General features: G+C 62.6%; 15 protein-coding genes and 1 tRNA gene. 4 read left to right on the top strand and 12 right to left on the bottom strand.

Annotation, left to right across the window (positions count from 1 at the left end):
- Nucleotides 1-24: 24 nt before the first annotated feature.
- From AB8B02_RS25410 to aroA, 11 genes are all read right to left on the bottom strand, one after another.
- Nucleotides 25-1356 (bottom strand): bifunctional folylpolyglutamate synthase/dihydrofolate synthase, encoded by a 1332-nt coding sequence (locus AB8B02_RS25410; RefSeq protein ID WP_439065474.1) that lies wholly within the window; start codon nucleotides 1354-1356, stop codon nucleotides 25-27.
- Entirely contained in the window at nucleotides 1353-2282 is a 930-nt protein-coding gene (gene accD, locus AB8B02_RS25405; protein ID WP_439065473.1) for an acetyl-CoA carboxylase, carboxyltransferase subunit beta, read from the bottom strand. Before accD ends, AB8B02_RS25410 begins: the two co-directional genes overlap by 4 nt.
- A 105-nt stretch (nucleotides 2283-2387) precedes the next feature.
- Nucleotides 2388-3224: a tryptophan synthase subunit alpha gene (gene trpA / locus AB8B02_RS25400; RefSeq protein ID WP_439062048.1), complete on the bottom strand. Its 837-nt coding sequence runs from the start codon at nucleotides 3222-3224 to the stop codon at nucleotides 2388-2390.
- Complete coding sequence (trpB, locus tag AB8B02_RS25395) at nucleotides 3221-4438, bottom strand: tryptophan synthase subunit beta (protein WP_120287734.1); 1218 nt, start codon at nucleotides 4436-4438, stop codon at nucleotides 3221-3223. The genes trpA and trpB overlap by 4 nt, the downstream gene beginning before the upstream one ends.
- Nucleotides 4438-5094 carry a phosphoribosylanthranilate isomerase gene (locus AB8B02_RS25390; RefSeq protein WP_439065472.1) on the bottom strand — a complete coding sequence of 219 codons (657 nt, stop codon included), beginning with the start codon at nucleotides 5092-5094 and terminating at the stop codon, nucleotides 4438-4440. Before AB8B02_RS25390 ends, trpB begins: the two co-directional genes overlap by 1 nt.
- A 57-nt stretch (nucleotides 5095-5151) precedes the next feature.
- A complete protein-coding gene (locus AB8B02_RS25385; RefSeq protein ID WP_439065471.1) occupies nucleotides 5152-5541 on the bottom strand; it encodes a LapA family protein in 390 nt (129 codons plus the stop codon).
- A gap of 87 nt (nucleotides 5542-5628) precedes the next feature.
- Nucleotides 5629-5940 carry an integration host factor subunit beta gene (locus AB8B02_RS25380; RefSeq protein WP_439065470.1) on the bottom strand — a complete coding sequence of 104 codons (312 nt, stop codon included), beginning with the start codon at nucleotides 5938-5940 and terminating at the stop codon, nucleotides 5629-5631.
- Between the two features lie 161 nt (nucleotides 5941-6101).
- On the bottom strand, nucleotides 6102-7082 hold the full coding sequence (gene sppA / locus AB8B02_RS25375; protein ID WP_120287731.1) for a signal peptide peptidase SppA: 981 nt from the start codon (nucleotides 7080-7082) through the stop codon (nucleotides 6102-6104).
- Nucleotides 7083-7282: 200 nt separating this feature from the next.
- Nucleotides 7283-8986: a 30S ribosomal protein S1 gene (gene rpsA, locus AB8B02_RS25370; protein WP_068730324.1), complete on the bottom strand. Its 1704-nt coding sequence runs from the start codon at nucleotides 8984-8986 to the stop codon at nucleotides 7283-7285.
- 262 nt (nucleotides 8987-9248) lie between these two features.
- The gene (gene cmk, locus AB8B02_RS25365; RefSeq protein ID WP_439065469.1) at nucleotides 9249-9887 is read right to left on the bottom strand and encodes a (d)CMP kinase; all 639 of its coding nucleotides are present in this window, start codon (nucleotides 9885-9887) and stop codon (nucleotides 9249-9251) included.
- Nucleotides 9888-9997: 110 nt separating this feature from the next.
- Nucleotides 9998-11347, bottom strand: a complete 1350-nt coding sequence (gene aroA, locus AB8B02_RS25360; protein WP_231078585.1) for a 3-phosphoshikimate 1-carboxyvinyltransferase — start codon at nucleotides 11345-11347, stop codon at nucleotides 9998-10000.
- 147 nt (nucleotides 11348-11494) lie between these two features.
- On the opposite strand from aroA, the gene AB8B02_RS25355 reads away from it, so the two are divergent.
- Both AB8B02_RS25355 and AB8B02_RS25350 read left to right on the top strand, forming a co-directional pair.
- Nucleotides 11495-11908, top strand: coding sequence for a TIGR02300 family protein (locus tag AB8B02_RS25355; protein WP_068730321.1), 414 nt, complete (start codon nucleotides 11495-11497; stop codon nucleotides 11906-11908).
- A gap of 81 nt (nucleotides 11909-11989) precedes the next feature.
- Nucleotides 11990-12065, top strand: a tRNA-Ala gene (locus tag AB8B02_RS25350).
- A gap of 78 nt (nucleotides 12066-12143) precedes the next feature.
- Here AB8B02_RS25350 and AB8B02_RS25345 read toward each other — a convergent pair.
- Nucleotides 12144-12602 (bottom strand): MarR family winged helix-turn-helix transcriptional regulator, encoded by a 459-nt coding sequence (locus tag AB8B02_RS25345; RefSeq protein ID WP_231078586.1) that lies wholly within the window; start codon nucleotides 12600-12602, stop codon nucleotides 12144-12146.
- Between the two features lie 161 nt (nucleotides 12603-12763).
- Between AB8B02_RS25345 and AB8B02_RS25340 the strand changes: the two genes are divergently transcribed.
- Nucleotides 12764-13189, top strand: coding sequence for an organic hydroperoxide resistance protein (locus tag AB8B02_RS25340; protein WP_439065468.1), 426 nt, complete (start codon nucleotides 12764-12766; stop codon nucleotides 13187-13189).
- Nucleotides 13190-13411: 222 nt separating this feature from the next.
- On the top strand, nucleotides 13412-14620 hold the full coding sequence (locus tag AB8B02_RS25335) for a CaiB/BaiF CoA transferase family protein (protein ID WP_184512580.1): 1209 nt from the start codon (nucleotides 13412-13414) through the stop codon (nucleotides 14618-14620).
- Nucleotides 14621-14676 lie beyond the last annotated feature (56 nt).

Genomic DNA, 14676 nt, shown 5'->3' with positions numbered 1-14676 from the left:
GAGATCACTTGTATCGATGCCGTTCTATGCAGGGAGCGTGCCGTTCTCCGCAAGTACATGACCGGCCAGATAGAGCGAGCCTGCAATCAGGATCCGCGGAGGCACTTCATAGGCGAGCCGGGTGAGGGATTGCAGCGCATCGGCGACGCTCGGCGCTGTCTCGACGCGCATGCCGAGACTCCGCGCGGCGTCGGCCAGCGCATCCGGTGCCATGACGCCGTCGCGGCCGGGGATTTTCACGGCGATGATATGGCGGGTCTGGCCGGCGAAATTCGCCAGAAAGCCCGTCGCATCCTTGTTGGCCATCATGCCGGCGATCACCACCAGCGGCCGCGGCACGCGCTCTTCGAGATCGCCGAGCGCGGCTGCAATGACGCGCCCGCCATCGGCATTGTGACCGCCGTCGAGCCAGACTTCGGATTCGGCAGGCGCCGCCGCGACAAGCTTGCCCGACGTCAGCCGCTGCATCCGCGCTGGCCATTCGGCGCGCGCCACACCGGTTTCATAGGCGGCAGGATCGATCTTGAAGATATCCAGCGCGCGCAATGCCGCAATCGCCAGACCCGCATTGCCGAACTGATGGCGCCCGAACAACCGCGGCGCAGCAATATCCATCAACCCGCGATCATCCTGATACACGAGGCGGCCGCGCTCGATATTGACGTGCCATTCCTGCCCGGCGCTCACAAGCGGCGCATGCATCCTGCGCGCCTGCTGTTCGATCACATCGGTTACATCAGGCGCTTGCTCGGCCGTGATGACCGGCACGCGGCGCTTGATGATGCCGGCTTTCTCGGTTGCGATTTTCGCGAGCGTGTCGCCGAGGAAGTCGGTGTGATCGATGGTAATCGGCGTGAGCACGCAGGCGGCGGGCGTTTCGATCACGTTGGTCGCATCGAGCCGCCCGCCGAGGCCGACTTCGAGTAGCACGATATCGGCGGGAGACTTTGCGAACAGACCGAACGCGACGGCGGTCTCAGCCTCGAACGGCGTGATCGGAGCGCCAGCGTTGATCGTCTCGACCCAAGCGAACGCGTCACGCAATGCGTCATCGCTCACCAATGTGCCAGCAAGGCGAATGCTCTCATTCATGCGGACGAGATGCGGTGAGGTATAGACGTGAACGCGCAGGCCTGCGGCCTCACAGATCGCGCGCAGATAGGCGATGGTCGAGCCCTTCCCGTTGGTGCCGGCCACATGAATGACCGGGGGCAGCTTGCGCTCGGGATTGCCGAGCTGCGCCATGAGCCGCTGCATGCGGTCCAGCGACAGATCGATGGCGTTCGGATGCAGCTTGGAGAGCCGCGCCAGAATCTCGCCGAGGTCGGGCGACGATGGCGGCGCGGAGGTGCTCACGCGTGAGCGGCCGGCACCGCGTCCGGAGCCACGAGGATCTCGGCCGGAATGCTCTCCGCGCGCGGCGGGCTCGCAATGGCCGGAGACTTCGTCAGCAGGCGACACAGGCGCGCCAGCGTCGGCTTCAGATCGTGGCGATGCACGACCATGTCGATCATGCCGTGGTCACGCAGATATTCAGCGCGCTGGAAACCTTCCGGCAGCTTTTCGCGAATGGTCTGTTCGATCACGCGCGCACCGGCAAAGCCGATCAGCGCGCCGGGCTCGGCGATCTGCACGTCGCCCAGCATCGCATAGGACGCGGTGACGCCGCCGGTGGTCGGGTTGGTGAGCACGACAATGTAAGGCAGCTTGGCCTCGCGCAGCATCTGCACGCCGACGGTGGTGCGCGGCAGCTGCATCAGCGAAAGAATGCCTTCCTGCATGCGGGCGCCGCCGGAGGCTGCGAAGACGATGAAGGGCGACTTCTTCTCGACGGCGAGCTCGAGCCCCCGCACCAGCGCTTCACCGGCAGCCATGCCGAGCGAGCCGCCCATGAAATCGAAATCCTGTACGGCGACGACGACGCCGGAGCCTTCCATCTTGCCGTAACCGACCTTGACCGAATCGTTCATGCCGGTCTTGGTGCGCGCATCCTTGATGCGGTCGACATATTTGCGCTCGTCGCGAAACTTCAGCGGATCGGCGATCACCTCGGGCAGCGCGACGTCGTACCAGGTCTCGTTGTCGAAGATCGACTTCATGCGGGCGGTGGCACCCATGCGCATGTGATAGTTCGAGCCGGGAATGACGAACTGATTGCTCTCAACGTCCTTGTAGAACACGAGCTGTCCGGTATCCGGGCACTTGATCCAAAGATTCTCGGGCGTCTCACGACGCAGGATGTTGCGGATTTTCGGCCGGACGACGTTGGTGAGCCAGTTCATATGTGTCTCCGCGTCGCTGAGATGATGCGTCGCTCTGATATCTATATGGCGGCCGGGACGGAGCCCGGCAACCGTTGTTCCCGGTTGATGGAGGCCAATTGTGGCTTATTCCGCAGCCTGTTTGGCCCCATGAACGCCCTGGGCGAGGGCTGCAGCCAGATCGGCGACCGCGCTGACAGTCCTGGCCGTGGCCTTGCCATCGGCGTCCAGCGAGCCTTTCAGCGCATCGATCAGCGCGGTGCCGACCACGGCGCCATTGGCATGCCGGGCGATGTCATGCGCGGCTTCCGGCGTCCGGATGCCAAAACCGACGCAGACCGGCAGTTTCGTATGACGCTTGATCCGCGCCACGGCCGTGCTCACGACGGATGAATCCGCGCTAGCTGATCCCGTGATGCCGGTGACCGAGACGTAATAGACGAAGCCCGACGTGTTCGCGAGCACCGCCGGGAGGCGCTTGTCATCGGTGGTCGGCGTGGCCAGACGGATGAAGTTCAATCCGGCTTTGATTGCCGGCAGGCAGAGCTCTGCGTCTTCTTCCGGCGGTAGGTCGACGATGATCAGACCATCCACGCCGGCCGCCTTGGCATCGGGCAGGAACTTGTCGACGCCGTAAATATAGATCGGATTGTAGTAGCCCATCAGTACGATGGGCGTCTTGTCGTCAGCGGCGCGGAAATCGCGCACGAGCTGCAGCGTCTTGCGCAGCGTCATGCCGGCCTGCAGTGCGCGGAGGCCCGCGGCCTGGATCGACGGGCCGTCGGCCATCGGATCGGTGAAGGGCATGCCGATCTCGATGATGTCGGCACCGGCCTTGGGCAGCGCCTTGACGATTTCGAGCGCGGTGGCGGGATCGGGATCGCCGGCCATCACGAAAGTAACGAAAGCCGCGCGGCCTTCGGCCTTGAGTTCGGCGAAACGGGTATCGATGCGGGTGGTCACGACTGCCTGCCCTTCAGGATATCGCCGACCTGCGGGACGTCCTTGTCGCCGCGGCCGGAGAGGTTGACGACCATCAGGTGATCCTTCGGCAGCGTTGGCGCGAGTTCGCTCACCTTGGCGAGGGCATGGGCCGGCTCCAGCGCCGGGATGATGCCTTCGAGTTTCGACAGCAGCTGGAATGCGGCCAGCGCTTCCTCGTCGGTCGCCGACAGATATTTCACGCGGCCGATCGTATGCAGCCACGAATGTTCGGGGCCGATACCAGGATAATCGAGGCCGGCAGAGATCGAATGGCCTTCCTGGATCTGGCCATCTTCATCCATCAAGAGATAGGTGCGGTTGCCGTGCAGCACGCCGGGACGGCCGCCAGCGATCGATGCGGCATGCAGGTTGGTGAGCCCGTGGCCCGCCGCCTCGACGCCGTAGATATCGACCGATGGATCGTCGAGGAACGGATGGAAGAGCCCCATCGCATTGGAGCCGCCGCCGATGCAGGCGATCAGCGAGTCCGGCAGGCGACCTTCGATTTCCTGCATCTGCACACGGGTTTCCTCGCCGATGATCGACTGGAAGTCGCGCACCATCATCGGATAGGGATGCGGGCCGGCGACGGTGCCGATGCAATAGAACGTGTTGTGCACATTGGTGACCCAGTCGCGCAGCGCCTCGTTCATCGCATCCTTGAGCGTGCGCGCACCGACCTGCACCGGCACCACCTTGGCGCCGAGCATCTCCATGCGGATCACATTGGGCTGCTGTCGGGCGACGTCCACCGCACCCATATAGACGATGCATTCGAGGCCGAAGCGCGCGCAGAGCGTCGCCGTCGCCACGCCATGCTGGCCGGCGCCGGTCTCGGCGATAATGCGCTTCTTGCCCATGCGGCGCGCAACCATGATCTGGCCGAGCACGTTGTTGACCTTGTGCGAGCCGGTGTGATTCAGCTCCTCGCGCTTCAGATAGATTTTTGCGCCGCCGAGATGCTCGGTGAGACGTTCCGCGAAATAGAGCGGCGACGGGCGGCCGACATAGGCCTTGAGATAACCATCCATCTCCTTGCGGAAGGCGGGATCGGCCTTGGCATCCTCATAGGCCTTCTGCAGGTCGAGGATCAGCGGCATCAGCGTCTCGGCAACAAAGCGGCCGCCGAAAATGCCGAAGTGACCGGTGTCGTCGGGACCGGACCGATAGGAATTGGGAATGGCTTGAGTCATCAGGTCGTCAACTCTTCCGTTGCGCGCGCGGCGCGGATGAAAGCGCGGATCATGTCGGGATCCTTGATGCCCGGCGCGCTTTCCACGCCGGACGAAATATCGACACCGCCGGCCCGCGTGATGCGCAGGGCCTCGGCGACGTTGGCGGCATTGAGGCCGCCCGACACCATGAAGGGCAGCTTCAGATCGAGGCCTTCGAGCAGATGCCAGTCGAAGACCGCGCCGAGACCACCCGGGCGCGTCGCATCCTTCGGCGGTTTGGCATCGAACAGGATGCGATCGCAGACCGCGGCATAGCCGGGCAATGCAGCGAGATCGGCTCTGGTCTCGACGGCAAGCGCCTTCATCACCGGAAGGCCGAACTTCTGTTTGATATCACGCACCCGCGCCACACTCTCCTTGCCATGGAGCTGCAGGATATCGGGCTTCAAGGCATCGATGCTGTTTTCGAGATCCGCGTCATCGGCATCGACCGACAGCGCAACCTTCACGGCGCGGCCCTTCGCCTGCTTGCCCAAAGCCCGCGCAACGTCGAGCGTGACGTGACGCGGCGACGGCGGAAAGAACACGAAGCCGACCATATCCGCGCCGCCGACCAGAGCCGCATCGAGCGTCTCCGGAGTGGACAGGCCGCAGATTTTGACGATCAGAGACATGCTTCAAATGGCCGCTGGCAATACCGGGAATGGCAGGAAAAGCCTATGCGCGGGGTTCTACAACGTCGCGCCGGACTTGTCTCGCTCACCGGCCATATAGGAGGAACCCGGCGCCGGAAGCCGCTGCGCACCGTTCCGTGACGTGGTCGCGGTATGGGCGCGCAGATCGGCCAGTTCTGCACGGGCCCGCCTGATATCGGCCTCGTGCTGACGTGCTGCACGGCGCCAGTGCCCTTGCCTGAACCAGGTCGCCATTCCCCCTGCGATGACGCCCAGGATGGCCGACAGGATGATCACAACGAACAGCGGCATCGTGGCACCGACCGCAGGATCGCTGCTGTTGAACGGATCGAAGGAGACCGTGACCATATGACGGTTGGCGACGGCGAACACGACGAAGACGATCGCGAGGGGGATGATGACCAGGGCTGAGAAGAATTTGCGCATCAACGTCTCTCGCGAAGGCGATGCGGGCGCGCATTCCGCTAATTGGCTCAGACCTGTCGGCCCGAATGCGCGCTACCTCAAAGTTCTTTATGGCGCTGCGCTTGCTTCCGGCGCAGCACTGTCGCGATTCAGGCGTTCGCGCATTTCCTTGCCGGTCTTGAAGAACGGAACACTCTTCTGGTCTACCGGAACATGCTCGCCAGTCCGCGGATTGCGGCCTGCGCGGGCGGGGCGATGCTTCACCGAGAATGCACCGAAGCCGCGAAGTTCGACACGGTCACCGCGTGCCAGCGCAGCCACGATCTCATCGAGAATCGCATTCACGATGTTCTCAACATCCCGCTGGTAGAGGTGCGGGTTATGCTCAGCGATGCGTTGAACGAGTTCGGATTTGATCATCGAGACGTTGGACTCTGAACGGGAGGATGCATTTCCGTGAAAATGCCTTGAACTGTCAAGACGCTAAATGAATTCGGGCACCTTCGAAAATGCGTGACAAATGCCCGAAACCGTTGTTGCAGCCTTCCTTGCAGTGCGGAAAGAACAGGACGAGCAGTTCCCTAGTTGGTGGTGGCCGGCCGCCACAGCGCCAGCATGCCATCGAGACCGAAGCCGTCCATGGCCTGCGCGAGGCCCGCCTGCTCGACCTGCCGCGCGATCGCGTTGAGACCCACTGCATCGAGTGTGATCGTCGCAGCAGCGCGCAGGAAGGTGAAATCGCTGAATTTAGGCGTCAGCTTGAAGTCGCGAACCGGCAGATCGCTCTTGATCTTCTTCTCGGCTACCAGCCACGCCACGGCGGCTTTCTCGTCGCCAAGCTGATCAATCAGCTTGAGGTCCACGGCCTGGCGCCCCGTAAAAACACGGCCATCGGCGACTTTCTGTAGTTGCGCGTCATCCATGGCGCGGCGGCTCTGCACAAGCCCACGGAACCAACCATAGGAGTCCTTCACGAGCGATTCCAGCGCTGCCCGCGCCTCCGGGCTGGTCGGCTCGAAACCATTGGGCGCCGCCTTCAGGGGCGAGGATTTGACCTGCTCGACCTCGACACCGACGGTCTTCATCAACCCCGTGAAATTGGGAAACTGGAACAGAACACCGATGGAGCCGACCAGCGAGCTCTGCTGCGCAACGATATGGTCGGATGCTAGTGCCGCGATGTAGCCGCCCGATGCGGCCAGGCCCTCGACGACAACGACCATCGGTTTCTTGGCCTTGAGGCGCATCAGCGCGTCATAGAGCTGCTCGGAGCCAGCCGTGGTGCCGCCCGGCGAATTGATATGTACCACCACCGCCGCCGCGGATGACTTCTCCAGCCGCTCCAGCGCCTCGACGCGATCATTGTTGCTCTGGATCAGGCCTTCGATCTTGATGCGCGCAATCGCCCCCGACGACGACAGCGCCTCGGAGCCCGACCGTGTCACGACGACGCCGACGACGACCACAGCAGCGACCGCGGCCAGCACCGCTGCCACGCGCCAGAACGTCAGCTTGCGACGTATCCTGCGGCGATCGACGATCACATCGGAATCAAGCGACATCGGAAATCTCCTAAGCCCTCGGCGAGAGCTGCGTCTGGCGGATGCTGCATCTGTCGTCCGGGCAGCGTTTACTTGAGGTATCTCAAATACATCAATTGCGAGGCAATATGAAGAAAACATGGTCGAAACAACAAAAAGGGCCCCGGTGAAACCGGGGCCCCAATTGGTAGCAACAAGTGAGTCGAAACTTACTTGCGCGCTTACTTGTCGGTGCTCTGCTTGAGCGCCTTGCCGAGAATGTCGCCAAGGGTCGCGCCCGAATCCGACGATCCGTACTGCGCGATGGCTTCCTTCTCTTCCGCCACTTCGAGAGCCTTGATCGACACCTGGACCTTGCGGGCCTTCTTGTCGAACTGGATCACGCGGGCATCGACCTTCTCGCCGACGGCGAAACGCTCAGCGCGCTGATCCGAGCGCTCACGCGCCAGTTCCGAACGCTTGATGAAGGTCGTGAAGTCGGTGCCGGCGATCTGAACGTCGATGCCGGATTCCTTCACTTCGATCACTTCGCAAGTCACGACAGCGCCCTTCTTGACGTCGCCCGGCTCTGCGAAGGGGTCGCCTTCGAGCTGCTTGACGCCGAGCGAGATGCGCTCCTTCTCGACATCCACGTCGAGGACGATGGCCTTGACCATGTCGCCCTTCTTGAAGTTGTCGATGACCTGCTCGCCCGGCTGCTTCCAGTCGAGGTCGGAGAGATGGACCATGCCGTCCACGTCGCCTTCGAGACCCAGGAACAGACCGAACTCGGTCTTGTTCTTGACTTCGCCTTCGACGGTCGAGCCGACCGGGAACTTCTCGACGAACACTTCCCACGGATTGCGCATGGTCTGCTTGAGACCGAGCGAAATGCGGCGCTTGACGCTGTCGACTTCGAGAACCTGCACTTCGACTTCCTGCGAGGTCGAAACGATCTTGCCGGGGTGCATGTTCTTCTTGGTCCACGACATCTCCGACACGTGGATCAGGCCTTCGATGCCCGGCTCCAGTTCGACGAATGCGCCGTAGTCGGTGATGTTGGTGACGCGACCCGAGAAGCGTGCGTTCAGCGGGTACTTCGCCTCGATGCCCTGCCACGGATCGTCGAGCAGCTGCTTCATGCCGAGCGAGATACGGTGGGTCTCGTGGTTGATCTTGATGATCTTGACCTTGACCGTCTGACCGATGGTGAGCACTTCGGTAGGATGGTTGACGCGGCGCCACGCGATATCGGTGACGTGCAGCAGGCCGTCGATACCGCCGAGGTCAACGAACGCACCGTAATCGGTGATGTTCTTGACGACGCCATCGATGACCTGACCCTCTTCGAGGTTCTGGACCAGTTCCTGACGCTGTTCGGCGCGGGTCTCTTCGAGAACCGTGCGACGCGACACGACGATGTTGCCGCGGCGGCGATCCATCTTGAGGATCTGGAACGGCTGCGAGTTGTTCATCAGCGGGGCGACGTCGCGGATCGGACGAATGTCCACCTGCGAACGCGGCAGGAAGGCCACTGCGCCGTCGAGATCGACGGTGAAGCCACCCTTGACCTGGTTGAAGATGACGCCGTGAACCTTCTCGTTGTTGTTGAAGGCCTTCTCGAGCTTGCCCCAGCTCTCTTCGCGGCGGGCCTTGTCGCGCGACAGAACGGCTTCGCCCAGTGCGTTTTCGATCCGGTCGAGGAACACTTCGACTTCGTCGCCGACCTTGAGTTCGCTGTCACGGCCGGGACCGGCGAATTCGCGCAGTGCCACACGGCCTTCAGTCTTCAGGCCGACGTCGATGACGGCCATGTCCTTTTCAATCGCAACCACGATGCCCTTGATAACAGAGCTTTCCTGAAGGTTGCCGCCCGCGAAGGACTCGTCGAGCATTGCCGCGAAATCATCGCGGGAAGGATTATACGAAGAAGCAGTCGAAGCCATTTGTTCTCCAGATGCGGGTATCGCCGGCCGTTCGGGTTAATGGGCGTCTCAAATGTGAAGTGTCAGGGGTCCGCAACCTCTAACGACCGCCTTGCAGGAGGATGCAAGAACGGGCCGGCAGCATGCCTTCACGATCGAAACGTGGGTAGGGTCTTGATGGTGTCCGGAGCCTGAAGCGCGTATCGCAGCTCGAGATCGGGAGCGGGCTTTCCTCCAATGACGGCAACGGTTTTGTCTGAGGTCTTTCAGAAAGAAAGAAAAATCAGACCCGTTGCCGGCCCGCTCGGACGGCCTCGACAATGTCGATGGCGGCCCGGACGCCGCCTTCTATATCCAAATTGGAGTTATCCAGCAAGTATGCATCCGTGGCCGGCTTCAGAGGCGCAATCAGGCGGTTCTGGTCGCGTTCGTCGCGCCTGATGATATCCGCCAGCACGGCGGCCTCATCGGCCACCTCGCCCCGTCCGAGAGCCTCCAGGGTGCGCCGGCGGGCGCGGACCCTGGCATCGGCGACGACGAAGATCTTCACGTCGGCATGGGGGCAGATCACGGTTCCAATGTCCCGGCCGTCGAGCACCGCACCCGGCGGATCCTCGGCAAAACGCCGCTGGAAGTTCAAAAGGACCTCCCGCACCCGCGGGATGGCCGAGACCACAGAGGCCGCATCACCGACTTCCTGGGTCTTCAGCGCCGGATTGCCGAATTTCTCGGGATCGAGCTCACTGGCGACAGCCACGGCCTGCGCCTCATCGGTCAGGTCCGCGCCAAGATCGAGCATCGCCTTGGCGACCGCGCGATAGATCACGCCGGTATCGAGGTGCCGGTAACCGTAATGGTGCGCAAGCCGTTTGCCCAGCGTGCCTTTTCCGGATGCGGCGGGACCGTCGATAGCAATAATCATGCGTTGCGCGTGCTCGTCTTGTCACGATGAATGGCGGTGGATCGGGAGTCAGGCTCGCGCGACCTGCGCGGGCTTAGCACCCGTCTCCGGAAATATCCACGCCGGCAACCTCAGGAGAAATCAGCACCCAGCCGACGCATCATCGGGATGAAATCGGGGAAGCTGGTGGCGATGAATGTCGTGTCGTCGATGGTCACCGGTCTGTCGGAAGCGAGGCCCATGGCCAGCGCCGACATGGCGATGCGGTGATCCATATGGGTGGCGACGAGGCCGCCACCGGCAACACGGCCGTTGCCGTGCACGATGAGGTCATCGCCGACGATTTCGACATTGACGCCGTTGACCCGCAGCATCGCCGCGGTGGCTTCCAGACGGTCGGATTCCTTCACGCGCAGCTCCTGCAGCCCGCGCATGATGGTCGTGCCTTCGGCAAACGCCGCAGCCACGGCCAGCACCAGATATTCATCGATCATCGACGGCGCGCGCTCCGGCGGCACTTCGACGCCGTGCAGCTTCGACGCAGTGATCCGGAACTGCGCCATCGGTTCGCCGGCATCGCCGCGGATATCGCTTTCCTCGATGGATGCGCCCATCTCGCGCAACGTCGTGAACAGCCCGGTGCGCAGCGGATTGGTCATCACATCGGTGAGCACGATCTCGGAGCCCGGCACGATCAATGCCGCAACCATCGGGAATGCTGCGGAGGACGGATCTGCCGGCACCACGACATCGGCACCCTTCAATTCGGGCTGACCGGTGAGCGTGATCTTGCGGCCGTGCGCGCCTTCTTTTTCGGAAGTAATCTCGGCGCCAAAATGCTTGAGCATCAGCTCGGTGTGATCCCGGCTGGCCTCGGTCTCGATGACCGTGGTGGTGCCAGGGGCCGACAGGCCGGCCAGCAGCACGGCCGACTTGATCTGGGCGGAGGCTACCGGGGTACGATAGACGATCGGCAGCGGATCACGCGCGCCTTTGAGCGTCAGCGGTAGACGCCCGCCGTCCTGGCTCGCGGTGACTTTGGCGCCCATCAATTCCAGCGGATCAACGATCCGGCGCATCGGCCGGCTGCGCAGCGACGCATCGCCATCGAATGTCGCCTCGATCGGGCAGCCTGCGACAGCCCCCATCACCAGCCGGCACCCGGTACCCGAATTGCCAAAATCCAGCGGCGCCTTGGGCGCGGCGAAGCCGGCAACGCCGACGCCGTTGACCTTCCACGCAAAATCGCCGGTTCGTTCGACGCTGGCGCCCAGCGCCTGCATCGATTTGGCGGTATTCAGGACGTCCTCACCCTCCAGCAGCCCCGTGATTCGGGTCTCGCCGACCGCCAGGGCACCCAGAATGAGGGCCCGGTGCGAGATCGACTTGTCACCGGGCACGCGGGCGCTACCGCGCAGGGCGCCGGATTTTCGCGCTGTCAGCGGGGTCGGCTGGGCGGCGGCTGTGTCTGATTGGGTCAAGATTGTGTTCCTTCGCGCAGGCGGCTCGTAGCATATGAGCCACGCTGCGTCACGCAGCGGTCATTCTCACGCAAACCGCTATTGACAGGGGCGCGTCAACTAGCCAAGTGAAGCACCGTTTTTCAAAAAATCCCCAGGACCCTTCACGTGGCCAAATCCGATCTCGGAACCAAACGCATTTGCCCCACGACGGGCAAGAAGTTCTACGACCTCAACAAGAGCCCGGTGATTTCGCCTTATACGGGCGAGGTTGTGCCGATTGCGCCGATTGCGCCGCCGCGGACCCGCGCGGATGCAGCCGCACGCGCAGCTGCAGCATCTGCCGCCGCGGAAACTCCGGAAGCCGCCGAGAGCGAAGAATTGGTCTCGCTGGAGGAAGCCGACGCCGAGGAGAATACCGGCAAGAAGGCTGCCGTGCTGGAATCCGAGGACGATATCGAAGTCGATGACACCATCGATGACGATGAAGACGATGATTCGACCTTCATTGCCGACGAAGAAGAAGGCGATGAGGACGTGACCGACATCATCGGCGACGTCTCAGGCGACGAAGAAAGTTAAGCTCAGAAGAGACTTGAGATCACTCCTGATATGTGATCTTGGTTTGCCGCGCGACGCCCCACCCAGTGCGTCGCAGGTATTGGGGCCATAGCTCAGCTGGGAGAGCGCTTGCATGGCATGCAAGAGGTCGGCGGTTCGATCCCGCCTGGCTCCACCATCCTTCGCTCGCTTCGCGAGCTTCGCGAGCTTCGGCTCGGCAAGCCGCACCAACCCATTCTCGTAGAGATTGACCGCGCTAATCCCCGAGCGCTGCGTTCAGCCGATCACGTAGCGCCACGAGTTCATTTTTCATCGCGGCCATTTCACCGACCGTGCAGGCTGACGCCGCGAGAATTCCCTGCGGCACGGCCTTGGCTTTTTCACGCAGCGCCTGACCTTGCGCCGTCAATGCGATCAGCATCTGCCGCTCGTCCTCTGCGCTGCGGGTGCGCTTGATCAGGCCAGCGGCTTCCAGGCGCTTCAACAGCGGCGTCAGCGTGCCGGAATCGAGAAACAGTCGCTCGCCGATGTCCTTGACCGGCACATTGTCGTGCTCCCACAGCACCAGCATCGCCAGATATTGCGGATAGGTCAGCTTCAGCCGCTCCAGCAGCGGCTTGTAGACGCGGTTGAACGCGTGGCCGGTCGAATAGACGGCAAAGCAGAGCTGGTTATCGAGCTGCAGCAGCGGAACAGGTGCGGGTTTCTTGGCCATGATTATCTCCGGAGCTTATTTGGCCACAGCTGACGCCAGACCCCAACCCCTTCACGATCAGTTGAGCACAATTCGATTGCGTCGCGCATTTTATGTATTGTGCACAATCTAATTGTGCGCAATTATAACGGGACAAGACACAAACAACGAGGAGACCAACCATGTCTGTCAACGTGCTCTACAAGACCAGCGCCAAGGCAACCGGCGGCCGCGATGGCCACGCCGCTACGCTTGATGGCGCGCTCGACGTCAAACTCACCACGCCGAAGGAACTCGGCGGCGCAGGCGGCGCCGGCAATAATCCCGAGCAGCTGTTCGCGGCCGGCTATGCTGCCTGTTTCATCGGCGCGATGAAGTTCGTGGGCTCGCAGGGCGGCCCGAAGGTACCCGCCGATGTGACGGTCACTTCCACCGTGGGCATCGGCCCGCGTTCGGCCGGTGGTTTCGGCCTCGATGTCGAACTCGCGGTCTCCTTGCCGGGCCTGCCGCGCGCGGAAGCCGAAGCGCTGGTCGAGAAAGCGCATCAGGTCTGCCCGTATTCCAACGCCACACGCGGCAATATCGACGTCCGCACCGTGATCGTCTGAGTCACAGCGGCGCAAACGAATTAACTCTCGATACGAACGGGCTCGGCCATCGGCCGAGCCCGTTCGCGTTCGTCTGGCGGTTGCGCCATACCCTCGCTCTGGCCATAGCCGCTGCCCGGACAAGGCCATTGCTGACCAGCCGGAAGCCCGCTAGCTCTGACAGCCCTTACATGCTCTCTGGCATAAAAATATCCCAACGACACTTGAGAGAAGGCTGATTGAATGAGCTTGCCCATAGCTCCCGGCGCGATTGCCGGCCTGCGCGTGATCGATCTGTCGCGCGTTCTTGGCGGACCCTATTGCACCCAGATCCTGGCCGACCACGGCGCTGACGTCGTCAAGGTCGAGCCGCCGGCCGGCGACGAGACTCGCGACTGGGGCCCCCCCTTCCACGACGACGACGCGGCCTATTTCATCGGCACCAACCGCAACAAGCGCTCGATCGGTCTCGACCTCGCCTCCGAGGGTGGTCGTACAGTGCTGATGCGGATGCTCGAAAACGCCGACGTGATGATCGAAAACTTCAAGCCCGGCACGCTCGACAAATGGGGCATCGGCAACGATTTCCTGCGCGAGAAATTCCCGCAGCTGATCCATTGCCGCATCTCCGGCTTCGGCGGCGATGGCCCGCATGGCGGCCACCCCGGCTATGACGCGATCATCCAGTCGATGGTCGGCCTGATGGCATCGACCGGCTCACAGGAAAGCGGCCCGACCCGCATCGGCGTCGCGCTTGTCGACATGGCGACCGGTCTCTATGCCTGCGTCGGCATCCTGATGGCGCTCGCCGAGCGCGCCAAATCGGGTCTCGGTCAATTCGTCGAGGCGACATTGTACGAAACCGGTCTCGCGATCATGCACCCGCATACCGCGAACTATTTCTACAACGGTGGCAAGCCGCCGGCACTGACCGGCAACGAGCATCCGAACCTGGTGCCCTATGCCGTGTTCGCTGCTCGCGACGGCAACATCTTCATGGGCGTCGGCAATGACGGCACCTTCCGCAAGCTGTGCCGCGAACTTGGCAAGCCGGAACTCGGCACGGACGTGCGCTTCGCACGCAACCGTGACCGCGTACAGAATCGCGATGCGCTGCGGGCCGAACTGGAAGCGATCCTGAAGGATCACGACAGCGCGCCGCTGTGCGAGCGTCTGCTTGGCGCCGGCCTCCCCGCCGGTCCGGTACAGTCGATCGACAAGGCGCTCGCCAATGCCCACACGAAGCATCGCGGCGATATCATCGAGAAGGACTGGTACAAGGGCGTCGCCTCGCCGGTCCGCTTCGACCGCACCAAAGCGAGCCTGCGCCACGTGCCGCCGAAGTTCAACGAGCACTTCAACGAGATCCTCACCGAGTTCGGCTACTCCGGTGATGAGATCAAGGAGCTGGTCGCCAAAGGAACCGTGAGCGGCTCCGAGCGCAAGCGATAAGAACAACACGGGGCTGCGCGATCCGCAGCCCCGTTCGTCTTCGACTTTTTGCGGCT

The organism is Tardiphaga sp. 862_B3_N4_1, assembly GCF_051811085.1.
In the GTDB taxonomy this organism is placed as follows: domain Bacteria; phylum Pseudomonadota; class Alphaproteobacteria; order Rhizobiales; family Xanthobacteraceae; genus Tardiphaga; species Tardiphaga robiniae.
The sequence above is the reverse complement of the archived record's forward strand: the minus strand, read 5'-3'. Positions and strand labels throughout refer to the sequence as shown.

What these genes read in the sequence shown, in the direction of transcription:
- AB8B02_RS25345 (WP_231078586.1), bottom strand. Translation starts at nt 12,602, where the DNA reads ATGGCCAAGAAACCCGCACCTGTTCCGCTGCTGCAGCTCGATAACCAG.
- sppA (WP_120287731.1), bottom strand. Translation starts at nt 7,082, where the DNA reads ATGTCGCTTGATTCCGATGTGATCGTCGATCGCCGCAGGATACGTCGC.
- AB8B02_RS25335 (WP_184512580.1), top strand. Translation starts at nt 13,412, where the DNA reads ATGAGCTTGCCCATAGCTCCCGGCGCGATTGCCGGCCTGCGCGTGATC.
- AB8B02_RS25385 (WP_439065471.1), bottom strand. Translation starts at nt 5,541, where the DNA reads ATGCGCAAATTCTTCTCAGCCCTGGTCATCATCCCCCTCGCGATCGTC.
- cmk (WP_439065469.1), bottom strand. Translation starts at nt 9,887, where the DNA reads ATGATTATTGCTATCGACGGTCCCGCCGCATCCGGAAAAGGCACGCTG.
- AB8B02_RS25340 (WP_439065468.1), top strand. Translation starts at nt 12,764, where the DNA reads ATGTCTGTCAACGTGCTCTACAAGACCAGCGCCAAGGCAACCGGCGGC.
- accD (WP_439065473.1), bottom strand. Translation starts at nt 2,282, where the DNA reads ATGAACTGGCTCACCAACGTCGTCCGGCCGAAAATCCGCAACATCCTG.
- AB8B02_RS25380 (WP_439065470.1), bottom strand. Translation starts at nt 5,940, where the DNA reads ATGATCAAATCCGAACTCGTTCAACGCATCGCTGAGCATAACCCGCAC.
- rpsA (WP_068730324.1), bottom strand. Translation starts at nt 8,986, where the DNA reads ATGGCTTCGACTGCTTCTTCGTATAATCCTTCCCGCGATGATTTCGCG.
- trpB (WP_120287734.1), bottom strand. Translation starts at nt 4,438, where the DNA reads ATGACTCAAGCCATTCCCAATTCCTATCGGTCCGGTCCCGACGACACC.
- AB8B02_RS25390 (WP_439065472.1), bottom strand. Translation starts at nt 5,094, where the DNA reads ATGTCTCTGATCGTCAAAATCTGCGGCCTGTCCACTCCGGAGACGCTC.